Consider the following 26367-nt stretch of genomic DNA (forward strand, 5'->3'; position numbering starts at 1 on the left):
AAATTAGTTCGGTATAGGCTTCAATAGAGAAATTTTAAAAGCTAGTGGCGAAAAAAAAGAAAGCGACTAAGTCACTCTTGTCAATGACTTAGTCGCTTTCAAAATTTTACCTTCAGTTTTAGCTACTTTTTCAGTGGCCTCAAAAACATGCGCTCCTTTTTTGTTGCATCCCTATTATTTTACTCCTTTTTCGGGATACTTCGGAGTGACGGTCCGCGCAAAAACTTTCAATTCCTCAATTTGTTCATCCATATTTCCATTGGGATAAAGGACTGGACCGATGCCGGCCTCTTTCTTCTTGTAATCCAGATATCCTACTGCAATTGGGACCTCAGCGCCCATGGCGATGTGGTAAAAGCCGGATTTCCATTTGGGCGCATAATTCCTTGTTCCTTCTGGGGTTACCATAATGACCAATTCATCCGCATTTTTGAGCATGTTGATCATGGCCTCGGTATAAGTTTGTTTCCTTCCGCCGGGAATCCTTTTTCGATCTATCGCGATCCCCCCCACGGCTTTGATCAACCAACCCAAAGGACCTACCATCACTTCTTTTTTGATAGTGAATTTGACGGGGATATCCATCAGGAAAAAGGCAGCTCTTGCATACAGAAGATCCCAATTGCTGGTATGGGGAACGGCAATCAAAACACCTTTTTTCAATCCTTCCGGCCATCCGTAAGTCAATTTCCAACCGCTGATCCAAAAGATCAATCTTGACAAAAACTTCATCATTTTATCTGGTTTTTGGTATATGTTGTTGAATATTCCTTCAAGTCTTCATTTTCCTCAATAAAGGACAGTGTTTCCTGATAGCCTGCCTCGAAAATTTCATTTGCTTTTTTGATGTCAAAAACTCCGAATCTAGCCAATCCTGGAGGCTCAATAAAGAAATCGCATTTGCTTTTTCGGCTGTAGACATTGTAATTCATGGACATGACCACCGACCTTTCGATAAGGCTCTTGATGTTTTTGATATTGTGTTGCTCGGGCAATTGGTTACAGTTGACGCCAATGATGACATCACAGAAACCATCCAGAGGCTCCACCGGAAGATTGTTTAGCACCCCTCCATCGACGAAATAATTATCTCCGATGGCGATGGGGTCGAACATACCAGGAATACAAGAGGAAGCCATCAATGCCTTGATCAAGGAACCTTCCGAAAAGTAGACCACTTTTCCCCTTTTGATATCCGTGGCGGCTACGCTCAGGGGGATTTTTAAGGAGGCAAAATCATTTTCTGGAAGGTATTTTTGATAGAGGCTTTCGACAATGTCCATTTTCAGAATACCTGTCCAACTGATGGCCGGACGCATAAACTTGAAGTAATTGGTCTTGACGATGATGTCCTTGATTTCCTCAGGCGCATATCCATGGCAATACATTGCTCCAGCGATCGCTCCAGCACTTGTGCCACTTACTTTGGTCGGGAAAATTCCATTTTCATTCAAGGCCTTCAAAACGCCGAGATGGGCAATGCCCCTTACCCCCCCGCCGGAAAGCGCTATTCCGATTTTTGTTTTAGAGTTCATGGAGTGAGAATGTTTTGTCAAGTCTTACGCCTTTTTCTGTCATTTTTACAGTGCAGCATTCATTGATGGGGTCGTGTTCCAAAAATATCACATAATTGTTGAGGGCTGCTTCTTCGAGGAATTTTCCTTTTTCTTCCAATGTGATCAAAGGCCTGGTATCATATCCCATGACGTAAGGCAGCGGAATATGACCAACGGACGGTAAAAGATCGGCAGCAAATACCACTGTTCTTCCTTTGTACTGGATTTTGGGGATCATTTGCTTGTCCGTGTGCCCATCAGCAGTGAAGAAATCAAAGCCAGGAAAGAGTTGACCCTTGTTCAATTCAAGAAATTCCAGCTGTCCGCTTTCCTGCATGGGGAGAATGTTTTCTTTGAGAAAGGAAGCTTTTTCTCTCAGATTTGGAACAGTCGCCCATTTCCAATGGGCTTCATTTGTCCAATATTTTGCTTGGGGAAAAGTCATTCCGAATCGATTCGGATTATTTTCCACATACTTCACTCCACCTCCACAATGGTCAAAGTGAAGATGGGTCAGGAAATTGTCTGTGATGTCCTCGTGACCAAAGCCTTTGGCTTTCAAGGAACTTTCCAGGGAATCATTTCCATGGAGATAATAATGAGAGAAAAACTTTGCATCCTGTTTGTCACCAATGCCGTTGTCAACCAAGACAAGACGGTTTCCCTCTTCCACCAAGAGGCATCTCATCGCCCATGTGCAAAGGTTGTTTTCATCGGAAGGATTGGTTCTGGACCAAAGCGTTTTGGGGACAACCCCAAACATGGCCCCTCCATCCAATTTAAAAAATCCAGTATTGATTACGTGAAGCTTCATTTGCTATCGGATCCCATTTAAATTGCCGTAAAATAAAATTTCCCACAAGACAGGAAGATCCACGGAGATCACAAGATCTCTGTCAGCTTTCTGGCCTTGTGGGAAAGGAAAATGTGTATTTTTAACCTTCAATGAATTCTCCCATTGAACAGAATTTCTCTATTCTTTGCTCGATTCTGGTTTCGGGTTTGATTTTATCAAGTTCTTTCAGTGCCTCCAAAATGGTTTTCTTAAGGTTCTTGGCCATTCCTTTCATGTCCTTATGGGCACCTCCGAGAGGTTCTTCAATGATTCCGTCCACCAGACCATTGTTTTTCATGTCAATGGAAGAAAGTTTTAAAGCCTCTGCAGCCTGCTCTTTGTAATCCCAACTTCTCCACAATATGGAAGAGCAAGATTCTGGTGAAATAACGGAATACCAAGTGTTTTCCAGCATGAGCACCCGATCACCAATGGCAATACCCAAAGCTCCACCAGAAGCACCTTCACCGATAATGATACAGATTACGGGAACCTTCAGCATAAACATTTCCCTCAAGTTCCTTGCAATGGCTTCCCCTTGACCTCTTTCCTCCGCTTCAATCCCCGGGAAAGCACCTGGGGTATCAATAAGCGCAACGATCGGTTTCCCGAATTTTTCGGCCATTTTCATCAATCGCAGCGCCTTTCGGTATCCTTCCGGGTTGGCCATGCCAAAATTCCGTTCTTGTCTTTGTTTGGTATTTCTCCCTTTTTGCTGACCGATAAACATCACGGAACGTCCATCGATGTCTCCCAGTCCACCGATCATGGCTTTGTCATCCTTTACCGATCGATCTCCATGAAGCTCTATAAAATCATTGGTGATTTCAAAAATGTAATCGAGCGCATAAGGGCGGTCGGCATGTCTGGAAAGCTGAACTTTTTGCCAACGGGTTAAATTTTGGAAGGTTTCTTTTTTCAGAGATTGGATTCTATCTTCCAAAGTCTGGATATCTGCGGATAAATCTATGTTCTTCCCTTTTGCCAAATCTTTCATTTCCTGAAGCTTAAGTTCAAGATTGGCAATTGGCTTTTCAAATTCTAATACCATAGTGAGCGTTTTTGACTTAGACAAAGATAAAAATATTATTTCGAAGAAAAATAATTTAAAATGATTTGGGAGAAATCGAATGGAAATTAAAGCAAAGTGGGGATTTTAGGCCTATCAAAATTCAAGTTCCAAAAAATTATATGATTGAAAAAGAATGAAATAGAATCAATCTTCACTTTTTTTGGGCTTCATCATTGCAATAAAGGATCAAACAGCTACCTTTGCATCACTTCAAACGAGAAGAACATTAATGGAGTGGTAGTTCAGCTGGTTAGAATGTCCCGTTTCTCGGGAAGATCGCTGGTTCGAGTTCAATCTTCGAAAAACAATGGAGTGGTAGTTCAGCTGGTTAGAAAGTCCCGTTTCCCGGGAAGGTCGCTGGTTCGAGTTTAATCTTCGAAAACAATGGAGTGGTAGTTCAGCTGGTTATAAAGTCCCGTTTCTCGGGAAGGTCGCTGGTTCGAGTTCAATCTTCGAAAAACAATGGAGTGGTAGTTCAGCTGGTTAGAATGCCTGCCTGTCACGCAGGAGGTCGCGGGTTCGAGTCCCGTCCATTCCGCTTAATATTGAAAAATTGATCTGTGACAATCAATTGGGTTAGATTAAAGGGAAAATAAGTTTTCCAGATTAAAAATTATTGGAGTGCTAGTTCAGCTGGTTAGAAAGTCCCGTTTCCAGGGAAGTTCGCTGATTTGAGTTCAATCTTCGAAAAACAATGGAGTGGTAGTTCAGCTGGTTAGAATGCCTGCCTGTCACGCAGGAGGTCGCGGGTTCGAGTCCCGTCCATTCCGCAAAAGTCCTTGAGAAATCAAGGACTTTTTGCTTTTATACCCATCCCAAAATCCTATAACGAACATCAAATATTCATTGGAGTGCTCGTTCAGCTGGTTAGAAAGTCCCGTTTTTACGGGAAGGTCGCGGGTTTGCCTCCTCCCGTTCTTACGGGACAGGCTGTCCATTCCGCAAAAGTCCTTGAGAAATCAAGGACTTTTTGCTTTTGTAGTCTTTTCAAATCATTGACTGTGATTCAATGCTCAAAATAATGGAATAATAGTTCCACCCTATTCATCCAAGAATCAGTCTTCTTTCGTTCTGTTCCCACAAAATTCTAATTCTCCTCTCCTCTCCAATTTTTTCACTACCTCCTAAAAATTTTCCCATAAACAAGAATAGACCAATGGCTTTTCAAGGTCTTGAGGTAACAATAACTCCAAGATGCTCATTTACTCAGATGTAGAAAAACTAAAAAGAAAACATTAAGCAAATTTTGACTGTTAAGTTTAGGTATTAATTAAATTTACCATGAAAAATTATCTATTTATGAATCGAATCAAGCAAGTGGCAATGCTACTTATTATGGCTTCGACTTTTTTGGCTTGTAACGACGATAACAATCCAACAATTGATCCCGAGGCAATTTTCACGGGACAAACAAAAAGTTATGATTTGGACCCTGTTGCAAATTCAGGTGTCAGCGGAACAGCTTTAATGGAAGAAACTTCCACAGGAAATACCAAGTTGACCATTACGTTGGAAGGAACGCCTGATGGCGGTCAACACCCCGCGCACATTCATTTTAATTCCGCAGCAGTCGGTGGGGGAATCGCTATTTCTCTGACTCCAGTAAATGGAACCACAGGTGTGAGTGAAACCAACATTATGCAAAAAGACGATGGTACGGCCATTAAATTCAATGACTTACTATCATTTGATGGATATATCAACGTGCACCTAAGCGCCAATGATCTAGCCACAGTAGTGGCCCAAGGCGATATAGGATCCAATGAATTGACAGGTGTATTTAAAACTTATGACTTGAATGAGGCAGCAGTGGCTGGAATCTCCGGAGAAATAACTTTTCACGAAAGGATGAATGGTTTTGCATTGGCAACCATCACTTTAGCTGGCACTCCTGATGGAGGAATGCATCCAGCACATATTCATGCAAACGCTGCCGCAATAGGTGGAGGAATTGAATTTACCTTCAATCCAGTGAATGGAACGACAGGATTGAGCAGAACAGATACAAGGGCTGGAATGATGGATGGAGAAGCCAGTTTTACTTATGCTGAAATATTGGAAGTTGATGGTTACGTGAATGTACACCTGAGCGCCGATGACCTAGAAACAATAGTTGCCCAAGGTGATATAGGGTCAAATGAGTTGACGGGTGAGTCAAAAACCTACCCATTGAATGAAAGTGCAGTAGCTGGAATCTCAGGACAAATCATTTTCCAAGAGAGAATCAATGGTTTTGCATTGGCGACAATTACCCTTTCAGGAACTCCTGATGGAGGGATGCATCCAGCCCATATCCATCAGAATAGTGCTGCTGTAGGTGGTGGAATTCTCTTTACCTTCAAGCCTGTCAATGGAACTACTGGCATGAGCGTAAGTGATACCAGATCAGGAATGATGGACAATGAAGCAAGCTATACCTATGCACAAATCTTAACAGTTGATGGCTATGTCAATGTTCATTTGAGTGCGGCAAACCTAGCCACAATCGTGGCCCAAGGAAATATCGGATCGAATTTTCAATAATTAGAAAGCTCTATTTCCAAATAGAGCTAAAATAAATACTGCTATTCTTAGGGGAATCTTTGAAAGCATAAGACACTCTCAGACTGCCTTCCAAGACAGTCTGAGAGTTTTTTTTTTGATCACCTTGTATAGGATCATTGAATAATTGGTTATTTGATAAGCAGTATTTGGATTAAGATTTTAAACCTTTGTTTTAACTTCCTACTTCAAATATTTTTATAGTTTAAATATTGACAATACAATCCAAAATCAATAAGTTAGGATTTTCTTAAATACGCATTCCAAAATACGATTCCTTTGAAAAATGAATTCTTCAATACCTTCTCAATTTTGTTCCTTGCCCTATTTTTGGTGCTCATAAGTTGTCAGGAAAAGACACCACTAGAAGACAATCAATCCTACAGTCTCTTTGCAGGGGAAGATGGAGGGGAAATAATCATCGACAAATTTACCCGTGGGGATACTCCTGTTTGGTTGGGGGCAATGGATGATATCAGACGGTTGGAATTATTGTTGAAGGATCTCGACAGTGTTTTCCATACCCGCATTGGCTACTTTGGGGAACCGATATTGGATAAAACCAAGGAAGAGCTTTTAGCCTTTTTTGAGCTGAAACCCGAAGCTTCGAATAACAGGGGTTATCAATTCCTGGAAAGCGAAAATCTGAGGTTAATCACAAGAGAAAATCGGGTCCTGGGCATGGTGTTTAAGCAACCTGAAAAAGTCACCATTGACGGAGTATTCTTATCGAACATGGATATATTGGCTTTTAAGAAAGCCTATCCGAAATCATACGCGATGCGGAACTACCACGGAGATGAGTATAGGATTAATTTTTCCGACAGTGTTCCGGAAGTCTATGATTTCGCCATCCTGAAAATTTCCGAAATGGATAAAAAGTTACAATTGCGATGGATTGATGGTGAAATCATCGATGCGAAACTGGTTTGGTACGACTGATCCGGACACCTCACTTTCCGTTGTATTCCATAAAAAGGTTTCTCCCCCACTCTTCCCTTTCCAAATTCCCATTGATTTTCAATCTCCCCAAATTTGGGCACCGCTTCACTTTTCCGAATGAAAAGATTAAACCCGTTTTATGCATCATCAATTCTATTCCGGCCTAAAATCACCTAATAATCAGTCAGTTGTTTATTGTTTTTTACTTCACCTGATTAGATGACACATTATTCACCAAACAGTCTGATTTTCTTTCCGTTACAATGCCATTAGTTAGCCTAATCCATATTTCGGGTTAAACGAAACTCTTTTCCCTTGTAAACATTCAAAGCCAACTTGGAAATGAACGTTGATTCATTTTTGACAACATTGGTCTTTGCATCAGCGATAAACCTTTGATAACATTTTTTTCAAGATCCATTTTATTTATTTTTAGATTAAGGCTCCAAAGCTGGTAGATATCAGCAATTAACCCAAAACAACCATGAAAAAAGTAGCTGCTCCAGGGAAGGATATTTCAAGAAGGGATTTTGTAAAAGGGGCCGCACTCTCCGCGGCAGGATTTATGATCGTCCCGAGGCATGTTTTGGGAGGTAAAGATTTTACCGCTCCCAGTGACCAAGTGAGTTTGGGCATCATCGGGGCAGGTGGCAAAGGGCGGCAAAATGTTGAAGATTTCATGGTCTTGCCCAATGTCCGCATCACAGCCCTTTCAGATCCTTCCAATTATTGGAATCTGGCGGATTTTTATTATAAATCAGAAGCCGGGCGAGGTCCGGTAATCGAGCTATTGGAAGACCATTATGCGCAGCAAAATATCACTGCCAAAATAGGTGAATACATTGATTTCAGGGAAATGATGGAGAAGGAAAAAGGCCTCGATGGCATCATTTGCTCCACTCCCGACCATACCCACGCTTACATTTCCTTGATGGCGCTGAAAGCTGGCAAACATGTGTACTGCGAAAAACCCCTGACCCACAACATCTGGGAAGCCCGAGAAGTGGCCAAAGTCGCAAAAGAAAGTGGTCTTGCCACCCAAATGGGCAATCCTGGCCACAGCACCGATGGGATTCGGGAAACGGTGGAGTATCTCCGGGCAGGGGTGATCGGAAAAGTCACCGAAGCCTATGCTTGGGTTCCTGCCGGCAGATGGCTATCGGGATTGCAAGGACTTCCACAAGGCAAAACCACTTTGCCGGTGGGTTTTGATTGGGACCAATGGATCGGGCCAAGGGAAAAAGTGGACTTCCACAAAGATTATGTTCCTGTCACCTGGAGGGATTTTTGGGCCTACGGCTGTGGCGCTTTGGGTGATTTTGGCTGCCATGATTTGGATGCTGCCACCTGGGCATTCAACTTGAAAGCGCCTGAATCTGTCCAGATCTTTCCTGCGGGATTTAGCAACTCCGAAATTGCACCTTATGGCGAGATCGGTTATTATCATTTTGCGGAGAAGGGTGACCAGAAAGCGCTGAAGCTGACTTGGTATTCCGGTGGATTGACTCCAGACCTCCACCCTATGTTACCCAGAGGCTACACCTATCCGAGAAGAGGCTCCATGTTTGTGGGAGAAAAGGGCGTGATTATCAACGATGGTGGCAACCGGACCCCTCAGGTATTCCCCGAAAATGTCAGGAACAATATCAAAGCACCCAAACCAACCCTGGAACGGTCAAAAGGTCATTACAGCGACTGGATTGAGGCCATCAAAACCGGAAAACCTGCCAGTTCAAATTTTGAGTATGGCGCAAGGTTGACGGAGTTGACACTGCTGGGCGTGCTGTCTCTGAGATTGGGAGGAAAACGAATTGAATGGGATTATGAAAACATGAAGGCAAAAGGAATGCCCGAAGCGGATCAATATATCCGGGAAAGCGTTCGTCCTGGTTGGGAAATGTAGGGCATTGACACGAAAAAATCCATGCAGATCAAGATTCCCCAGTGCCGGTATTGGCTTGATGGAAAGATTTGGGTCTGCACGGACTAGCTTTTTTCTGGTTGTTTTTTTACTTGCTCAGCGAAGCCATATCGATGACAAATCGGTAATGCACGTCACCTGCAATGGTCCGCTCATAGGCCTCATTGATTTGGTCGATGTTGATGACTTCCACATCTGAAACAATGTTGTGTTCGGCACAGAAATCCAGCATTTCCTGGGTTTCCTTGATACCGCCCACCAAAGAACCGACAAGGCTTTTTCTTCCTCCGATCAAAGCGCCTGCATGGATGGTTTCCGGCATTGGGGGAACACCCAAAAGCACCATTACCCCATCGGTTTTCAATAGGGAAAGATATTCCATGTAATTGTGTTGTCCCGAAACGGTATCGATGATATGGCTGAAACTGTTCGCCATTTTCTTAAGGTTTGCTGGGTCGGTGGTCAGTTCAAAATGATGGGCACCCAATCTTTCGGCATCCTTGGCTTTTCCTGCTGATCTGCTCAGCATCGTCACTTCTGCTCCCATGGCAGCGGCGATTTTGACAGCCATATGGCCCAATCCACCCAAACCTACTACAGCTATCTTATCTCCTTTTTGAACATTCCAATGTCTCAAAGGAGAGTAGGTCGTGATCCCTGCACAAAGCAGGGGCGCAACGGCTTCCAAAGGCAGCTTGTCAGAAACCTTCAAGACAAACTTCTCGGTTACCACGATATGTGTGGAATATCCACCGTAGGTGATGGTTTTTTTGTCCTGCAAAAGGGAATTGTAAGTTTGGGAATGTCCGTTTTCACAGTATTGTTCCAAATCCTCCTCACAATTGTTGCAATGCCCGCAAGAATCCACAAAACAGCCCACGCCAACAGTATCACCGATTTTGTGGTTCGTAACCTCAGCACCAATTCTGGTGACTTTCCCGACGATTTCGTGGCCGGGGACGATTGGGTACATGGTTCCTCCCCATTCGTTTCGGGCAACGTGAATGTCAGAGTGACAAACACCGCAATACAAAATCTCAATTTCAACGTCCTTTAGTCCTGGCTCTCTTCTTTCAAGTTGAAAAGGTGCCAAAGGTTGGTCTGCTTTCTGGGCAGCGTATGCTTTTACTTGTGTCATGTATGTTTTATTTTAATGTATGGATGGACTAAGCCAAAATTTTTGAATCAAATGAAAATACCGCTCTACCGTAATGTACAATCCAGGAAAATCGGCTGATCCTATAAAAATTTAGTTTCAAATGAAAATCATTCGAATGGAAATGAAAATAAAATTTCTTTTCCTCTTGTCGAAAGGAATAACCACAGAACCAGTTTTAAAGTGCCAAAATCAGGAATGATTTTTATGATTCAGGATTGGAAAAAAAAATCATTTTGAACCCAAATCTATTTCCCAGTGCAAAAAAATAGCCCTGATTTCTCAGGGCTATCGCTATTGGTGGTTATAAACTTGTTCGATTATTTCAACACGCGGGATTCTTCCAGCTTCTGCTGCCATTTCCAGGAATCCCTCAGAGAATCCTCTAGGCTGTATTGGGCTTTCCATCCAAGCTTGCTGTTAATTTTATCTGTATTTGCCCAGGTTTTTTCAACATCTCCTGGCCTTCTTGGGCCCACTTGGTAATTCAGCGGCATGCCTGAAACTTTTTCAAAAGCATGAATTACTTCCAAAACGGTATTGCCGTTTCCAGTACCTACATTGAAGAGGTCAAAAAAATCGAGTTCCTGTTGGGCAAGATACTCAAGGGCTTTGACATGGGCATCTGCCAGATCCATGACATGGATGTAATCCCGCACACAGGTACCGTCTACGGTGTCGTAATCATTTCCATAAAGCGTCAGTTTCTCCCTGATCCCAACAGCCGTCTGGGTGATAAAGGGAACCAAGTTCGCCGGTACACCGAGCGGCAATTCTCCAATGGCTGCACTGGGATGTGCACCAATCGGATTGAAATAACGCAAAGCAATCGCTCTTGCGCCAGGCTTGCTCTTGATATAATCACGGAGAATGTCCTCCCCTATTTTTTTTGTGTTCCCGTAAGGGCTTTCGGCATCTTTTCTTGGGGTGCTTTCCAAAACTGGAAGCACATCCGGCTGGCCATAAACGGTGCATGAAGAGGAAAAAACAAGATTCTTGACCTCAAATTTTTCCATGGTTTCCAAAAGGACGAGCAAAGAACCAATGTTGTTGGCATAATACTTCAGTGGTTTTTGGGTGCTTTCTCCAACGGCCTTGAAGGCTGCAAAGTGAATGACGCCCAAAAAATCATTTTCTGCAAAAACCTGCTCGAGATAGGTCTTGTCATTGCAATTTCCTTCGTAACATTGGATATCCCGACCTAGAATATCCCTCAACCCAACAAGCATTGATTTTTCTGAGTTTGAAAAATCATCCAATATGACAGGTTCAAAACCTGAATTGACCATTGCAATTGCTGTATGGGATCCAATGTATCCGGCACCACCGGTAATGAGTATTTTTTTCATCGCCATCAAAGGGGTTAAACATTAAGTATTTCAAAAGTAAACCAATTCTTAAACAATCCATTCAATTCTTTGGGTAATTGCATATCGGCCAAAGAATTTCCTTAATTATTGATCAAGGTAAAGACTCCCCTGATTTGTCGCTTTTGGATTTCGTTTTCCAGGGTGAAGGAATACTACGTCAGGTAAGTATAGGTTCCGGTTGGCACCACATTCCCTTTGACTTTTCCATCCCAACCCTGCGTTCCCACATAGATCAATTCTCCCCATTTATTGAAGACCATCAATTGGAAACTGATATCACAATTGCTTACGCCTTGGAACAATCCGTCCAGTGGATTGAAGCCCGTCGGCATTCTCACCTGTGGGGCAGTCTCCCGCATTTCCCCATAAACTGTCTGGTTGCACCCCCTTGCGTCAGTGATGTTCAGTCCATAATTCCCACTGGAAATACCCGTGAGCGAAATCCCGGAAGTCCCGTCATGGAGCCAAGAAAGCGTGTAGGGCCCCACACCTCCCTGAGGGGTGGCCAATAGATTTCCATTGGAAAATCCCGGGCAGGGAAACCTCGCCACCTCAAATTCGGCGGACAAGGGAGGTGGTGAGGCAATACTGAAACTGATGGGGAATTCGCAATTGAGTTGGTCAAAAACACTTAAACTATATTCTCCTACGCTAAGATTAAATACTTGAATTTCATTACTTAATGATATTGCATCTGTAGTATTGATTGTATAGGGAGGCAGCCCACCTATAATTTTAATCGTTGCCGTACCATCCGCAGAGATGAAGCAAGTTGCGGGTGTGGTTTGGATTTCCCCGAACAGTTCCATTTCAGAGGATTCCTGTATGGAGAGTGATTCAAAGAACACCTCGCATCCTCCCGCATCCGATACTTTGACCTGATAAATCCCTGCAGGCAACTGATCGGCAAGGGGTGCATTCAAGGTCGAATCATGTGACCATTCGTACGTATAAATCCCTGAACCTCCCTTTGCCTCCACCTCGATTTTTCCCGTGCCGGAACCAAAGCAAATAAAATCGGTGATTTCTTTGACCGTGGCTTCCATGGGCGGATTGACTTTGACCACCAGTTTTTTGGATACCCCTCCACAGGAAGGATTCAGTTCGCTAAATTCCTCATACCAAATCAGGCCCTCTGTCCCGACGCCCGACCACTGGATTTCTACTTCCGGTTCAGTCCCACCGGACAGGAGGATTCCTCCCTCTACAAACCATTTGTATTTCCTGTCGTTGACCAAATCTTTGACTTGGTAGGAATATTTTTCATTCTCCAAAAAACAAATCTGATCGGGCCCTTTTGCCAATCCGGGCACGATGCTTTCGTTGACAAAAACCTCAAACAAAACAGGTACTCCCCTGCAACCCTCCTGGGTAATGGGAATGGCCCTGACTTTTGCATCTGGATTGGCATTTCCCCATAGGATGCGCACCGAAAAATCCGTTGCCTCGGTGATTTCTCCGCCTTCGACCTCCCAATCCACCCGAGCTGTATTTTCAGGGTTCTCGAAAACATAAAGTGATTCATCGATCAAGGGACAAACGTTTTCGGGCCCTTCTATTTTCCCGCTTGTTTCAACCACTGTGACCTCAAAAAAAGCTTCTTCGATTTGACTGCAGGATCTGTCTCCAGACAAGGCAACTATTTTGACTTGATAGGTTCCGGCATTCTCGAATTTGTGGTTGACTGTTTTTCCTTCCTGCATCGGCGTTCCATCCCCAAAGGTCCATTCGAATATTTCAAACAATGGATTTTGGGGAATTGCGGTCCAGCTCCCTGTTTCGCCCAAACAGGCCACTTTATCGCCTTCCACCTCAAAATCGTATTCGACTTCGGTTTCAAAATTGAGATTGTTCAAACTTGCTCCGGCAGCATAGGCATAGGATTCGATAAAGCCCGAGCCGTAGACATATCCGATGAGACCTTCCGGATTGGATAAGGTGTGGCTACCAGAAGAGATTTCCACCTGTGCAAAGGCGTATTCTGGATTTCCGGGAACGGGTAAGAATTGTCCTCCTATAGGGGATCCATCCAAGAGCGTATTGGCAGCACTGGAGGTTTTGGTGATGACATTGACATAGTGGTTGACAATTCCGACTACGGAAACGGCTGAAAAAACAACCCTCTTGATCAATTGGGGATTGGGACTGTAGGTGACCATGGAAGGATCTCCAAGACTGGCCAAAGGTCCATTCTGGATATTGCAGCCCTGACTTTTGGCAAAGGCTGTAACAGCTGTAGGTTTGGAAGTGGTAATATTTGCGAATTCATCCTGGCCAAAAACCAAGGAGGCGAATTTCCCAGCATTCAAGGTACTTTTCAAATCCCCATTGACAAAAACCTGGGTGTTGTTTTCAGAAGCCAATACCTTGATCATTTCGCCGGAAGTCCTTCCCTTGAAAGGAATATGGATGTATTCTTTTCCCCAAGCAAAAGTTGGGTAAATCTGTTGAAACAAATGATCCCCTGTCGTCCCTTCGCAATCCGTCCCGATACTGGTCATTTTATTCCCCCCAAAAACCACTATGTTTTTGCAATTCTCAGCATCAGACCCTACCACGCTAACCCTTGAACCGGTGAGGTCCCTTGTTCCTTTGATCTGATAACTTTGCCCTTTGTTCAGGGTTACATTGATGGGTGCTCCCGCGGGGATCGTATTCACTGTGGGAGAAGCTGGGACGATCACGATATCCGTATTGTCCTCGATGGCAATGACCAAAAGCGTGCTTTCAAAATTGACATTTCCGCCTCCCAAAACACCAGGCGCAAAATCTTCCTGGTGCGCGGTCACCCAATAATCCTTTCCCAAGGAAGCCAAGGGTAAAATAATGGTGCCGTCTGCTGATCGATCCCGAAAATTGAAGGCGTGGACAGCGATATTCCCGGAGGACCCAATATAAACACCTTTATTTTCGACCAGACCTGATGTGCGGTGAATGATGTCCAAACCATCCACAGGGAATTTATACACAAACTGCTCTCCTGCGGCCAGTGAAAATTCTATGGTAGCATTGGTATATTGAATGACTCCGGCGGCATCCTCATTTGCGGAAATGACAATGGAGGCTAGGTCAGGTCTATTGGGTTCAATCCGGTTATTTTCCATAAAACCCAAATAGAACTCCCTGCCAACGGTGGAAAGCTGTGCATGGACGACATTGAAATAAGAAAGCCCCAACAGCATCCAACAGACCAACAAAACAACTTTCCCCAATCGATGCATACAAAAATTTGGCTTTTCTAGCAGACCCTCTAATTTATCGATTTATTTTCAAACCTTTCCAATTTTGACTTAAGACACATAAAAAACTAAAATTCAGATTATTGACCAATGAGAATAGGCTTATAAAATGATTTTTTTATCGGAGGAGACTGAAAAGGCCTTTGGTTTCTTTCTTGGTCTGTTCGCCATTGAGGTTGTATTCATATTGAATGATATAAATATAAGTTCCCAAAGGAGCTTCTTGGTCTTGGACGGTCCCGTCCCAGCCCTTGGATCCCAGGTAAATAAGTTCGCCCCAACGATTGTAAATCGATAATTGATAGGACAATAAACAATTGGAAACCCCTTCATACAACCCTTCCTCTGGTCGGAAACCGGTGGGCATTCTCATTTTTGGTTCTTCCTCCAACATTTCTCCGGTACCGATGCTGATACAGCCTCGACTGTCTTGAACGTTTACCACATACGCGCCTTTCTGAACGCCGGTCAACACCATGTTTTGAGAACCATCATGATCCCAGAGATAAGCAAAGGGACCAAAATCACCGGTTGGCTCCACGATCAGTTCCCCATTGGCTTCGCCGGGACAACTGAATTTCTGTATCCTGACGTCTGCAGTGAGCGGTACCGGGGAGTCAATGGTAAAAGAAATCGGCAATTGACAACCATTGACATCTGTGACTATTCCTGAAAATTCCCTTCCTTCCAAATTCAAAAAAGAAATCTCCGATCCATTGATGTTGGCGCCAGGGATATCGAGCGCATATGGTGGCAATCCTCCCTGGATTTGGATCACCGCTTCTCCATCGGAGCGTCCAAAACATGAAACGCCCTGTGTAGAAATGCTGAGCACTTCCAAAACATCCGGCTGTGTGATCAGAATATTGTCCAATATGAATTGACAACCAAAATCATCCGTAACGGTTACGGAATAGGTTCCTACAAGCAAATTATCCACTTCAGAAATATTCAAGGAAGCCGCATGGCTCCATGAGTAGGTATATGGAGCAACACCCCCAAGCACTTCCACAGCGATGCGGCCATTGTTTCCGGCAAAGCAACGCACATCTGTTTGACTGAATGTTGCGGTTAACTCCGCGCTGATTTGCACTGCCAATTTGGGTGATTCACCTGCGCAGAAATCATCGGAAACACTTCTCTCGATATAGGCTACCTGACCAATTGTACCAGGGATATTCCACCTTATTTCCACGGTGGGGGACTCGCCACCAGAAACGATTTCCCCGCCTTCAACCAACCATTCAAATTTTCTCCCTGCAAAAGGATTCGGCACGGAATATTGGGAAGTAACGGTTGGATCGAAACAAACCTTAACTTCTCCTTCTGGCGCTTTCGGTTCGAGGAGGGGATTGATATTGATCCCCAAGGTGACTGAAGTGCCGGGACAACCTTGGGCAGTAAACGGTGTCGCCATCAGCGATGCATCGGGATTGGTATCTCCCCAGAGTACCGTTACAGACAAACCATCTTCCTTGACAATTACACCGCCCACTACGCTCCAATCGATAGTGGTAAATTCAACCTCCGACACAAAATCATAAGTAGTTTCCTCCACATTGGGACAAACTGCCAGCATTCCCTCAATCACACCCGTGATTTCTAGCACTTCTACCTCAAATACCACTTCTTCCTGCAAATCACAGGAAACTTGGCTGATGGCAGCCTTAATTTTCACCTCATACGTTCCCGGTTTTGTAAAAGTATGGTTCACTTCCTTGCCGATTTTGGATGCTGTGCCATCCCCAAAATCCCAGATGAAATAGGTGAAAATCGGGTTTTCCGGATTGATTTCCCAAAGGGCATTGGCATTTAAGCAAGCCACTTTTTCCCCTTGCACATCAAACTCGTATTCTGGTTCCACTTGAAAATTCAAGTTGTCCAAAGTGGCTCCGACTGCAAAACCATAAGATTCCAAAAATCCAAAACCATAGACGTAAGCAATAAAACCTTCTGGATTAGAAAGCTTATGGACACCTTGCTGAATATTGATTCTTGCATAGGAGAAATCAGGGGATTGGGGCAAAGGCAAAAATTGATTGCCAATATCTGCTCCATCTAATCGGGTACCGCCAACAGTCGCCGTGCTGGTGACCACATTGACATAATGGTTGGTGATGGAAGGGAGTTGAAGTGCATTGAAGGTAATGTCCTTCAGCAATTGCTGGTTGGGGCTATAGGTAATCATAAAGGGATCTCCATTGACCCAATCCGCCAAATTAATGTCATTGCATTCTTGGCTTTTTGCAAAAACAGTAACAGATGAGGGCTTGTTGGTTTGGATGCTGGCCAATTGATCCTGATCAAAATCAAAAGTCTGGAATTCTCCTGCATCGATCGTCCCCACCAGGTTTCCATCCAAGGTGATGGTTGTACCTGGTTCAGAAGCCAACACTTTGACCAATTCCCCAGAGGTTCGTCCCAATAGAGGAATATGGAAAAAATCTGTCCCCCAGGTATTCGTTGGATAGGCCTGCTGAAAAAGATGATCATTTGCCCCTCCACAATCTCCAACACTTGTCCATTTGTTTCCGCCAAAAACCGCAATGTTTTTACAGTCAGCAGCATCGTCGCCGACAACCCTCACCCTTGTTCCCGTAAGGTCCGCCCGAGCTTTCAACTGGTAGGTTTGACCCATGTTCAAATTTATGAAGAATGGATTATTGGGCGCATTGCCATTCAGGGTAAAGACCGAAGGGGTGATCTCAATGCGCGTATTGTTTTCCACTGCTACCACCAAGAGCGTACTTTCATTATTGATGTTGGGATTGAACTGAACTGGAACATTCATGGTCTCAAAGTGAGAAGTAACATAATAGTCTTTTCCCAGAGTGCCCAATGGGAGGATGACTGTACCGTCTGCACTTCTGTATCGCTCATTGAATGCATAAACCGAAACATTTCCTGTCGAAGAAATATAAATACTTTTGTTCTCTACCACGCCTGAGCTGCGGTGCAACATGTCGGTATCATCCATATTCAGCACAAATTGCTGACCTTGGTTCAATGAAAAATTGACCGAATTGCCGGCATACACAATCGAACCCGTGGTGGTTTCACTTGCAGTAACGATGACCACACCCCTATCCCGTGCATCTGGCAAAACGGCATTGTTTTCCATGAAACCGAACCAAAATTCTTTGCCAACGGTCGTCAACTGTGCGTGCGTCTGATGGGCTCCCAAAAAAAAGATCAGGGAAAAAAGAAAAATTGTCCTAACTTTTTTGAGGAGCTCAATCATAATTTGTTCTTTTCGAAAATATCGTTCAATATAATTATCTATTTTAAAAACATCGTTGTGAGGAGTGCAAAAATCTATTGAATTTAAAGCTGGTACTTTTTAGGGTCGACGTTTGGACTAATCTTCTCAATAGAAACCACCTAACAATTTCATGAAAGGTGAATTTTGATTTTTATAAGTAAAGATTGCTTAAGGTTGTTCAGATCCAAATTTTTTAATAGAAAGGTACCGATCAGCCTGCTCCCTTGGTTTTTTCCCATCAGTAATTAAGGATAAACCCTTCTCTTATAAATCCAGTCCGATTTCATCATCAGGAAGAAAGCAATATTGATTTCAAAATGCATTTTGGTTTCAAAAAAACGATTAACTTTTATCTTCCAAAAAATATTCTCATTCCTGTTCCAATACCCTTGACATGGATACCAAAAAATTCTGCTTAGCGCTGGATCTGAAAAATGATCCCAACCTCATATCCGAATACGAAAACCATCATCGTGCGGTTTGGCCCGGAATTCTGGAAAGCATCCGGGATTCTGGTGTCGTTTCCATGGAAATATTCCGGTGGGAAAACCGGTTATTCATGATCATGGAAACGCAAATGGATTTTTCATTTGAAACCAAATCCAAGATGGATGCAGCCAACCCTAAAGTTCAGGAATGGGAGACACATTTGTGGAAATACCAACAGGGCTTACCCGGCACCAAAAAAGGAGCGAAATGGCAGCTCATGGATAGGATTTTTAACTGGTCATCGGAATGAAGAAATGTTTTGATTTCAATCTGTTCGGAAGAGCTATGGGCTTATCTACTGGATTTTCTCCAAAACCAATCGGAAAGGGTGTATGCAGTCTGATTTCCATGGTCTTGTAATTTAATTAGACGCATCAAAAACCCAGCAGGGAAGGAAATATTTTGTCTTTCCAATTTTAGGTCAAAAAATCCGGACAAATGTGGGTATTTCACCTGTCCACTTAAAGATTTATTTGCTATTTTTGATTTTTACAAATTGCTGAATAAGAAGGTGCCTTACAAAGAACGGGAAATAGAGAAAAAGTATTACTCCATAGGAGAAGTTGCTACAATGTTTAAAGTAGCTCCTTCCCTCATCCGCTATTGGGAGGGAGAGTTTGAAAGTATCCGTCCAAAAAAAGACAAAAAAGGCAACCGAAGGTTTACCAAAGATGACATCGAAAAAATCCGATACATTTATCATTTGGTAAAAGTCAAAGGTTTTACGCTTCAGGGGGCTCAAGAAGTCATCAAAAAAGAAGCGCATCAGGTATATGACAAGTCCGCCATGGTGGACAGACTCAATCAAATCAAAGGTTTTTTAATTGATATCAGGGACTCACTACATGCCAAATCCCCAGAATGAAACACAGCTTTACCAAATAGCATTAAGTCTGATTCCAAAAATTGGTCCAGCGACCTATAGAAATATCATCGCCTACAGTGGCTCTGCATCCTCATTTTTCAACCTTCCTGCCGGCAAGGCTTCCAAAATCCCAAGGATCGGCGCAAAACTTGCCGAAATCGTTAAAAACAAAAATCAATACCTCAGAGAGGCCGAGGAAATACTGAACAATTGCCATAAAAAAAACATCAGAGTACTCACCCTTCAGGATCCTGACTTCCCCTCCAGATTAAAAGCCTTGGAAGATTCTCCTTTGGTTCTTTTCATCAAGGGAAATGCGGCATTGAATCCCGCCAGAGCCATTGGGATCGTGGGCACGAGACAAGCATCCGAATACGGAAAAAACATCACCAGAAAAATAATTGAAGACCTCATTCCCTACCAACCCACCATCATCAGTGGCTTGGCTTATGGCATTGACATCGAGGCGCACAAAGCCGCCCTCCAATATGATCTCCCAACCATTGGGATATTGGGTTCTTCGGTAGACAATATTTATCCTTCCATCCATAAAAACACCGCAATGTCCATGTTGGAAAACGGTGGACTTTTGAGCGAATTCCAGCCAGGAAGTGAAATGCACCCCGGCAACTTCCCCAAAAGGAATAGGATCATTTCCGGGCTTTCGGATGCACTGATTGTAGTGGAAGCAGCGAAAAAAGGTGGCGCATTGATCACCGCTGAAATCGCCTACAGCTACAACAAGGAAGTTTTCGCCGTTCCAGGCAATCTTCAATCCATTTATTCCGAAGGATGCAACAACCTTATCAGATCCATGAAGGCATCCATTTTTACAGGGGTGAAGGATTTGGAAGAGGCACTTTCTTGGTCCAAAGAGAATCCTTTGGAAAGTCGAGAAACAAAAATCCAAAGTTGGGAGAGCTTCCCTATCGAGGAGCAGCAAATCCTAGGACTCTTGCAGCAGAAAAAAGAAATGGAAATCGATCAACTTTCCCTTCAACTCGAGATGTCCATTTCCATTTTGGCATCCAAACTTTTGGGACTGGAGTTTGAAGGAATCATCAAATCCTTACCTGGAAAAAAATACAGGCTGATTTTATAAGACATAAAAAAAGGAGCGTTTCTGCTCCTTTTTTTATGTCTTTATCTTTTCCCTCCTTTAGGCATCATTGCACCGAGGGCTTTTTGGGCACCGCCCATTTTATTCATCTGTTTCATGAGTTTCCTCATGTCGTTGAACTGTTTCATCAGGTTGTTCACCTCCACGATCGTCCTTCCACTTCCGTTGGCAAGTCTTTTTCGTCTGCTGCCATCGATCATGTCTGGGTTTTCACGTTCTACAGGAGTCATGCTCCTGATGATCGCTTCGATCGGTTTGAACGAATCGTCATCGATATCCATTCCTTTCATGGCTTTTCCCATTCCAGGGATCATGCCCATGATGTCCTTCAGGTTACCCATTTTCTTGATCTGCTCCAACTGAGAAAGAAAATCATCGAAATTGAATTGGTTTTTTCTGATTTTGGAATTGATCCTTACCGCTTCTTCCTCGTCAAAGGACTGCTGGGCACGTTCCACCAAAGAAATGACATCCCCCATTCCGAGGATTCTTTGCGCCATTCTATCCGGATGGAAAACATCGATGTTTTCCATTTTCTCTCCAGTGGAGATAAACTTGATTGGTTTATTCACTACGTGGCGGATCGAAATCGCTGCACCACCCCTGGAATCACCATCCAATTTGGTCAACACGACGCCATCGAAATTCAACCTTTCGTCAAATGTCTTGGCAGTATTCACAGCATCCTGACCTGTCATGGAATCGACCACAAACAATGTCTCGGAAGGATTCAAGGCTTTTTTCAAGGCCTCAATTTCTTTCATCATCACGTCATCCACTGCCAAACGACCGGCTGTATCGACGATCACCGTCTTCTTACCGGTTTTCTTGGCGTACGCAATCGCATTGTTGGCGATCTCAATGGCGTTTTTATTTTCGGGCTCGGCATATACCTCCACGCCGATTTGCTCTCCCAATACTTTCAATTGGTCAATCGCAGCAGGTCGGTAGATATCACAAGCCACCAGGAGTACCTGTTTGCCTTGCTTCTTCAACATGCTGGCAAACTTGCCTGAAAAGGTGGTTTTACCAGAACCCTGTAAACCGGAAATAAGGACCACGGCTGGATCGCCTTTTAGGTTGATATCCGCTTTACTGCCTCCCATGAGCTTGGTAAGCTCTTCTTGGGTGATCTTGATCAACAATTGGCCTGGGGAAACCGCAATCAGGACATCTCTTCCAAGAGCTTGCTCCCTGATGGTATCGGTCACCTCTTTGGCGACTTTATAATTCACATCGGCATCTATCAAGGCCCTTCGGATTTCCTTGACGGTAGATGCGACGTTGATCTCGGTGATTTTTCCCGTACCCTTGAGGGTCTTAAAAGCTCTATCTAATTTTAAACTGAGGTTATCAAACATGCCTTGCTATTCTATTTGGAACAAAAATAGGAATTTTAATTTTATGATGGGGAATTGTGTTGAAAGAAGTATGAAGTTGACGGCACTTTGGCATCAATCCATGAAATCCTTTTTTGTAAAAATGCAAGGAAATGATGGAATTCGAAACGAAATTCAAAATATTGGGATTTGGATCCATTCATTTATTTCATTTGAATTGAACAATACCTTATAGACATTCTTTATATTTTTTTAATTTGCAGGCTATTAAAAAAAACAAAAGTCAATCCTTCGCTGATGCAAGCCAACTTTAAAAAAGATATCCTTCCCCATTTCATTGGGATTACTGTTTTTTACGCCATTGTTTTATTTTATTTTTCCCCTGTCGTTTTTGATGGCAAGATCATTTTTCAAAACGATATCCTTCAATGGGAAGGCGCCGCGAAAGAAATCTTGGATACCAGGGCGCAGACGGGTGAAGAAGCCCTTTGGACCAACCGTTTGTTTGGCGGCATGCCCGCTTACTTGGTGAGCTTTGAAATCCAGGGAGACATCACCAATTTCCTGACCAAAGTCCTCACCTTGGGTCTCCCCCATCCGATCAACTCCTTGTTTTTTGGCATGGTGGCGATGTATATCCTGCTACTCAGTTTCAAGATCCGACCGGAGTTTGCCATCGGCGGTGCCATTGCTTTTGCCTTCAACACCTTTCATCTGATCAGTTTGGATGCGGGGCACAATGCCAAGATTTGGGCCATCTGTTTGATTCCCTTGATATTGGCAGGAATTCATTTGGCTTTTAGTGGAAAAAAATTGCTGGGCCTTGCGCTGTTTACCTTGGGCTTGATGCTCCAACTCAAATTCAACCACCTTCAGATCACCTATTACACCATTTTGATCGTCGTGTTTTATGGAATTGGGCAACTCAGATTGGCTTACGTGAACAAAAAACTCCCTTCTTTTGCGAAGGTAATCCCCATTTTAATGCTCGGGGCAGTGTTGGCTGTGGGGGCAAATTTGAGCCGATTTGTAGCTGTATTTGAATATGGAGCCTATTCCACAAGGGGCAAAGCCAACCTGACTGCGGCGGGAAGTTCCCAAGATGGTTTAGGGAAAGAATATGCATTCAATTGGTCCCAGGGAAAATTGGAAACCATGACGCTTTTGGTGCCTTTCTTTTATGGAGGGGGAAGCAGCGAGGCGCTGCCAAAGGATTCGGAGACAGAAAAAGCATTGCGGGCCAATGGTGTTGAGAATGCCCAAATCCAAGGATTTATTCAAGGATCGCCAACCTACTGGGGCGATCAACCCGGGACAGGCGGCCCGATTTATGGAAGTGCCGTCATGGTTTTCCTGTTTGTGTTGGGCCTCATCTATGCGCCAAAGACCTACCGGTTTGTCTTCCTTGGCATTGTGTTGCTATCTTTCTTTTTGGCATGGGGAAAAAACCTGGAATGGTTCAATTATGCCATTTTCGATTTCTTGCCCGGGTACAATAAATTCCGGGCGGTTTCCATGGCTTTGTGTATGGCGCTTTTTGCCATTCCTGTTTTGGGAGCGATGGGATTGGAGCATTTTTTCAATGCCTCCAGAACCAATTCAACCCAGAAAAATCTACTGATCGCTTTTGGCAGCACCGGAGGATTGTGTCTTTTGCTGTTCTTGGTGGCCGGCATGTTTGGATTCACAGCCCCGGTGGATGCAAACCTTCCGGATTGGTTGATTTCTTCCATTCAGGAGGACCGAAAATCAATGTTCAAAACCAGCGCGATCAAGAGTTTCATTTTCATCTTGCTCTCAGCAGGACTGATTTTCGCAGTGCTGAAGGACAAAATCTCCTATACCATCGCAGGCTGGGGCATTGCGCTATTGCTGGTGGTGGACCTTTGGAGCATCAACAAGCGCTATTTAAACGAAGGATCCTTACAATACAGTCCGGCCGAGCAATTCTTCGCCAAAAGTCCCGCCGACGAAAAAATACTTCAGGATAAGGATTATTTTAGGGTTTTGAACCTGGAAAACCCCTTCAATGAAGCCAGAACCAGTTATTATTTCAACAGTGTCGGTGGCTACCACGGAGCAAAGATGCGACGCTACCAAGAATTGATTGAAAATGTTTTGAGTCCCGAAATCAATGCATTCATCACAAAAGCCCAAGAAGGGAATTTTGATTATGGTGGCCTGAATGCGCTCAACATGCTGAACACGAAATACATCATGGCCGGAAAAGCCGAGAATTCCGTGTTCCAAAATCCGGAAGCCAACGGACCGGCTTGGTTTCCCGCCACTATCCGAGGTATTCAAACCAACGATGAGGAAATCGGCTTGCTCAACACCATGAACACCAAAGCCGAGGCAACGGTCAATTCCCTTGAATTCGAAAACATCGTCGCCGGATCCGGTACCGTTCAACTCACCGATCGGGCAGCCAACAAGTTAAATTATACTGTCAATGCCCAGGAAGCTGGATTGGTTGTTTTCTCAGAGATCTATTACCCAAAAGGCTGGAAGGCCTTTGTCAATGGAGCGGAAACGGAAATCATCAGGACCAATTATTTGCTCAGAGGATTGGTGGTACCTGTGGGAGAATCTGTGGTGGAGATGCGTTTTGAGCCTTCGGCTTACTATTCATACAAAACCATCGTGGTCGCATTTCAATATCTGATCGTCCTGCTGTTGATAGCCGGTGTGGGTTTGCATTTCTATTCCAGAAAAAATGCCCACTAAAGACACCAAGGCATGAAGAAGCCCAAAATCCTTTTTGTCACGCCCTCTTTTCAGTCCTTCATCACCAATGACATTCAGATCCTCTCGGAGAATCATGAGGTGGTCGTGAACAGTTATTCCTGGCGAAACAAACGGCTGGCGCCGCTCTTTTTGGTACAGCAGTTTTTCTTTGTCCTACGGAATATATTTTCGATAAAGTTCATATTTATCTCTTTTGGGGGATATTGGTCCTTTTTCCCAACACTTCTGGGTAAGATTTTTGGGAAACCTGCTTTCATTGTCCTACACGGGACGGATTGTGCCTCCATACCAGAATTGAATTACGGGAGTCTGAGAATCCCAATCCTCAAATGGGTTTGCAAAAAATCCTATGAATGGGCAACATGCCTCTTCCCGGTAAGTGCATCACTCGTAAAGACCGAAAACGATTATTTTGTCAAAGGCAATAGGATTAAAAACGGGTTTCAGTACCACTTTCCGGAAATCAAAAAGGAATACCATATTATCCCAAATGGTCTGGACATAGAATTTTGGCAGGCTGAAGAGAAGGTTCAAAGGGAAGAAAAATCATTTTTGACGGTAATGTCTGCGGATCAGTTTGTCTTGAAAGGTGGAGATTTGATCTGTGATATGGCAGGGAAATTCCCCGACTGCAGATTTTATTTTGCCGGTTTGGATGCTCCCAAAAACCAATACGATTTACCGGAAAACATTTTTTTCCTGGGAAAATTGAAGCCCGCTCAACTCAAGTCTCTGTACAGCAAAGCCCGATTCTATTTCCAGCTGTCGGTGTTTGAAGGTTTTGGTTGCGCCCTGTGTGAAGCCATGCTTTGTGGCTGCATTCCCATCGGAAGCAAGGTCAATATTCTCCCCGACATCATCGGTCAATCCGGATATCTGATTGACTACCGAGATTCGGAATTGCTCCAAATATTGATGAACAAGGCCCTGATTTCCAAAGAAAACAACAGGCTTGAAAGGATCGCCCGGGAAAGGATTGTTTCGGATTACCCATTGGAAAACAGGAAAAAACAACTATTATCCTATTTACCTCATTAACTTTGCCTCAAATCCACGCTATGAAAAGTTTAGTATCTCAATTCACCCGAAGTCTTTACGTCATTCCAGGCGGATACTTTTTGGTGATGTTCATTCGGGGCCTTTTTAAAGACAAACAATTGACACCCAAATGGAGAACCATCCAATTTAGGGGGATTAAAATGAAGCTGGATCTCTCCAAACAAATGGGTTCGGCCATCTATTGGAGAGGGGCACACGATTGGGCGCCTGTTTTTGCGATGGAAAATTTGGTAAACAAAGGGCAAACCCTTGTGGACATCGGAGCAAATCAAGGGGAATACACCCTTTGGGCTGCGAGGAAAACTGGGGCATCCGGAAAGGTATTTGCCTTTGAGCCATTATCCACTTTATTTGGCCAACTGGAAGAAAACGTTCGCATCAATGAAGGTTTCGGAGCCTTCGTATTCCCAATTCGAATGGGACTTTCCGATCAGCCGGGCCGGTTGAAACTCTATTCCAATGACCCATACAACGAAGGCGTAAACACGCTTTTCCCGGGGCCTGGGAAAACAGCTTTCCTGGAAGAAATCAGCCTGAGCACCTTGGATGCGGAGGTGGAGAAGTTGAACATTCAGCAGGTGGATTTCATCAAAATTGATGTGGAAGGAGCTGAACTGATGGTCTTGAAAGGTGCCGTAGAAACCCTCAAACGCTTCAGGCCCATCCTTTTTTTGGAATTGAACGAAACTGCCTGCCAAGCCGCTGGGTACAGCAGTTCCGATATCTTTGCACTTTTGGAAAAGTTAGGTTATCGATTCGAATTGATAGGATTGAGAGGGAAAACGAGTCCTTTGGACAAAACCAAGCTTCCTGAGTTTTGCAACATCATCGCAAAAGCCTAAGGGAAAAGAT

Annotated in this window: 18 protein-coding genes and 2 tRNA genes; 11 read left to right on the top strand and 9 right to left on the bottom strand. The window is 43.9% G+C overall.

The window, feature by feature from the left end:
- Positions 1–174: 174 nt before the first annotated feature.
- The 4 genes from Q7J63_RS16415 to Q7J63_RS16430 form a co-directional block, all read right to left on the bottom strand.
- Complete coding sequence (locus tag Q7J63_RS16415; protein WP_019597657.1) at positions 175–735, bottom strand: 1-acyl-sn-glycerol-3-phosphate acyltransferase; 561 nt, start codon at positions 733–735, stop codon at positions 175–177.
- Positions 732–1535 carry a patatin-like phospholipase family protein gene (locus Q7J63_RS16420; RefSeq protein WP_019597658.1) on the bottom strand — a complete coding sequence of 268 codons (804 nt, stop codon included), beginning with the start codon at positions 1533–1535 and terminating at the stop codon, positions 732–734. The genes Q7J63_RS16415 and Q7J63_RS16420 overlap by 4 nt, the downstream gene beginning before the upstream one ends.
- Complete coding sequence (locus tag Q7J63_RS16425; RefSeq protein ID WP_304887688.1) at positions 1525–2370, bottom strand: MBL fold metallo-hydrolase; 846 nt, start codon at positions 2368–2370, stop codon at positions 1525–1527. The genes Q7J63_RS16420 and Q7J63_RS16425 overlap by 11 nt, the downstream gene beginning before the upstream one ends.
- A 121-nt stretch (positions 2371–2491) precedes the next feature.
- Entirely contained in the window at positions 2492–3442 is a 951-nt protein-coding gene (locus Q7J63_RS16430) for an acetyl-CoA carboxylase carboxyltransferase subunit alpha (RefSeq protein WP_019597661.1), read from the bottom strand.
- 485 nt (positions 3443–3927) lie between these two features.
- On the opposite strand from Q7J63_RS16430, the gene Q7J63_RS16435 reads away from it, so the two are divergent.
- The 5 genes from Q7J63_RS16435 (at position 3928) to Q7J63_RS16455 (ending at position 8849) form a co-directional block, all read left to right on the top strand.
- Positions 3928–4001: transfer RNA gene (locus Q7J63_RS16435), tRNA-Asp, on the top strand.
- Positions 4002–4159: 158 nt separating this feature from the next.
- Positions 4160–4233 (top strand) — tRNA-Asp (locus tag Q7J63_RS16440).
- Positions 4234–4744: 511 nt separating this feature from the next.
- The gene (locus Q7J63_RS16445; protein ID WP_304887692.1) at positions 4745–5986 is read left to right on the top strand and encodes a CHRD domain-containing protein; all 1242 of its coding nucleotides are present in this window, start codon (positions 4745–4747) and stop codon (positions 5984–5986) included.
- 297 nt (positions 5987–6283) lie between these two features.
- The gene (locus tag Q7J63_RS16450) at positions 6284–6946 is read left to right on the top strand and encodes a hypothetical protein (protein ID WP_304887694.1); all 663 of its coding nucleotides are present in this window, start codon (positions 6284–6286) and stop codon (positions 6944–6946) included.
- A 484-nt stretch (positions 6947–7430) separates the two neighbouring features.
- Complete coding sequence (locus Q7J63_RS16455; protein WP_304887695.1) at positions 7431–8849, top strand: Gfo/Idh/MocA family protein; 1419 nt, start codon at positions 7431–7433, stop codon at positions 8847–8849.
- A gap of 106 nt (positions 8850–8955) precedes the next feature.
- On the opposite strand, the gene Q7J63_RS16460 is transcribed toward Q7J63_RS16455, so the two are convergent.
- From Q7J63_RS16460 to Q7J63_RS16475, 4 genes are all read right to left on the bottom strand, one after another.
- Positions 8956–10005: an NAD(P)-dependent alcohol dehydrogenase gene (locus tag Q7J63_RS16460; protein ID WP_019597669.1), complete on the bottom strand. Its 1050-nt coding sequence runs from the start codon at positions 10003–10005 to the stop codon at positions 8956–8958.
- Positions 10006–10343: 338 nt separating this feature from the next.
- Positions 10344–11372, bottom strand: a complete 1029-nt coding sequence (gene galE, locus Q7J63_RS16465; RefSeq protein ID WP_304887697.1) for a UDP-glucose 4-epimerase GalE — start codon at positions 11370–11372, stop codon at positions 10344–10346.
- A 173-nt stretch (positions 11373–11545) separates the two neighbouring features.
- Positions 11546–14614: a PKD domain-containing protein gene (locus tag Q7J63_RS16470; RefSeq protein ID WP_304887699.1), complete on the bottom strand. Its 3069-nt coding sequence runs from the start codon at positions 14612–14614 to the stop codon at positions 11546–11548.
- Positions 14615–14750: 136 nt separating this feature from the next.
- Positions 14751–17873, bottom strand: a complete 3123-nt coding sequence (locus Q7J63_RS16475) for a PKD domain-containing protein (RefSeq protein WP_304887701.1) — start codon at positions 17871–17873, stop codon at positions 14751–14753.
- Positions 17874–18288: 415 nt separating this feature from the next.
- Here Q7J63_RS16475 and Q7J63_RS16480 point away from each other — a divergent pair, with 415 nt between their 5' ends.
- The 3 genes from Q7J63_RS16480 to dprA all read left to right on the top strand — a co-directional run bounded on the left by Q7J63_RS16480 (position 18289) and on the right by dprA (position 20350).
- Positions 18289–18633: an L-rhamnose mutarotase gene (locus Q7J63_RS16480; protein ID WP_304887703.1), complete on the top strand. Its 345-nt coding sequence runs from the start codon at positions 18289–18291 to the stop codon at positions 18631–18633.
- Between the two features lie 261 nt (positions 18634–18894).
- Entirely contained in the window at positions 18895–19248 is a 354-nt protein-coding gene (locus Q7J63_RS16485) for a MerR family transcriptional regulator (RefSeq protein ID WP_026333615.1), read from the top strand.
- Positions 19229–20350: a DNA-processing protein DprA gene (gene dprA, locus Q7J63_RS16490; protein WP_019597675.1), complete on the top strand. Its 1122-nt coding sequence runs from the start codon at positions 19229–19231 to the stop codon at positions 20348–20350. Before Q7J63_RS16485 ends, dprA begins: the two co-directional genes overlap by 20 nt.
- Positions 20351–20391: 41 nt before the next feature.
- Here the strand turns inward: dprA and ffh are convergent, their stop codons facing one another.
- Positions 20392–21729, bottom strand: coding sequence for a signal recognition particle protein (gene ffh, locus Q7J63_RS16495; protein ID WP_019597676.1), 1338 nt, complete (start codon positions 21727–21729; stop codon positions 20392–20394).
- A gap of 276 nt (positions 21730–22005) precedes the next feature.
- On the opposite strand from ffh, the gene Q7J63_RS16500 reads away from it, so the two are divergent.
- From Q7J63_RS16500 to Q7J63_RS16510, 3 genes are read left to right on the top strand one after another with little or no spacing between them, the layout of a single operon-like run.
- The gene (locus tag Q7J63_RS16500) at positions 22006–24435 is read left to right on the top strand and encodes a hypothetical protein (RefSeq protein WP_304887706.1); all 2430 of its coding nucleotides are present in this window, start codon (positions 22006–22008) and stop codon (positions 24433–24435) included.
- 12 nt (positions 24436–24447) lie between these two features.
- Positions 24448–25494: a glycosyltransferase family 4 protein gene (locus tag Q7J63_RS16505; protein ID WP_304887707.1), complete on the top strand. Its 1047-nt coding sequence runs from the start codon at positions 24448–24450 to the stop codon at positions 25492–25494.
- Positions 25495–25514: 20 nt separating this feature from the next.
- Positions 25515–26357: an FkbM family methyltransferase gene (locus Q7J63_RS16510; protein ID WP_304887709.1), complete on the top strand. Its 843-nt coding sequence runs from the start codon at positions 25515–25517 to the stop codon at positions 26355–26357.
- The last annotated feature ends 10 nt before the right edge of the window (positions 26358–26367 follow it).

This window comes from Rhodonellum sp. (assembly GCF_030656585.1).
In the GTDB taxonomy this organism is placed as follows: Bacteria; Bacteroidota; Bacteroidia; order Cytophagales; family Cyclobacteriaceae; genus Rhodonellum; species Rhodonellum psychrophilum.

What these genes read in the sequence shown, in the direction of transcription:
- Q7J63_RS16415 (WP_019597657.1), bottom strand. Translation starts at nt 735, where the DNA reads ATGATGAAGTTTTTGTCAAGATTGATCTTTTGGATCAGCGGTTGGAAA.
- Q7J63_RS16420 (WP_019597658.1), bottom strand. Translation starts at nt 1,535, where the DNA reads ATGAACTCTAAAACAAAAATCGGAATAGCGCTTTCCGGCGGGGGGGTA.
- Q7J63_RS16425 (WP_304887688.1), bottom strand. Translation starts at nt 2,370, where the DNA reads ATGAAGCTTCACGTAATCAATACTGGATTTTTTAAATTGGATGGAGGG.
- Q7J63_RS16430 (WP_019597661.1), bottom strand. Translation starts at nt 3,442, where the DNA reads ATGGTATTAGAATTTGAAAAGCCAATTGCCAATCTTGAACTTAAGCTT.
- Q7J63_RS16445 (WP_304887692.1), top strand. Translation starts at nt 4,745, where the DNA reads ATGAAAAATTATCTATTTATGAATCGAATCAAGCAAGTGGCAATGCTA.
- Q7J63_RS16455 (WP_304887695.1), top strand. Translation starts at nt 7,431, where the DNA reads ATGAAAAAAGTAGCTGCTCCAGGGAAGGATATTTCAAGAAGGGATTTT.
- Q7J63_RS16460 (WP_019597669.1), bottom strand. Translation starts at nt 10,005, where the DNA reads ATGACACAAGTAAAAGCATACGCTGCCCAGAAAGCAGACCAACCTTTG.
- galE (WP_304887697.1), bottom strand. Translation starts at nt 11,372, where the DNA reads ATGAAAAAAATACTCATTACCGGTGGTGCCGGATACATTGGATCCCAT.
- Q7J63_RS16470 (WP_304887699.1), bottom strand. Translation starts at nt 14,614, where the DNA reads ATGCATCGATTGGGGAAAGTTGTTTTGTTGGTCTGTTGGATGCTGTTG.
- Q7J63_RS16475 (WP_304887701.1), bottom strand. Translation starts at nt 17,873, where the DNA reads ATGATTGAGCTCCTCAAAAAAGTTAGGACAATTTTTCTTTTTTCCCTG.
- Q7J63_RS16480 (WP_304887703.1), top strand. Translation starts at nt 18,289, where the DNA reads ATGGATACCAAAAAATTCTGCTTAGCGCTGGATCTGAAAAATGATCCC.
- dprA (WP_019597675.1), top strand. Translation starts at nt 19,229, where the DNA reads ATGCCAAATCCCCAGAATGAAACACAGCTTTACCAAATAGCATTAAGT.
- ffh (WP_019597676.1), bottom strand. Translation starts at nt 21,729, where the DNA reads ATGTTTGATAACCTCAGTTTAAAATTAGATAGAGCTTTTAAGACCCTC.
- Q7J63_RS16500 (WP_304887706.1), top strand. Translation starts at nt 22,006, where the DNA reads ATGCAAGCCAACTTTAAAAAAGATATCCTTCCCCATTTCATTGGGATT.
- Q7J63_RS16505 (WP_304887707.1), top strand. Translation starts at nt 24,448, where the DNA reads ATGAAGAAGCCCAAAATCCTTTTTGTCACGCCCTCTTTTCAGTCCTTC.
- Q7J63_RS16510 (WP_304887709.1), top strand. Translation starts at nt 25,515, where the DNA reads ATGAAAAGTTTAGTATCTCAATTCACCCGAAGTCTTTACGTCATTCCA.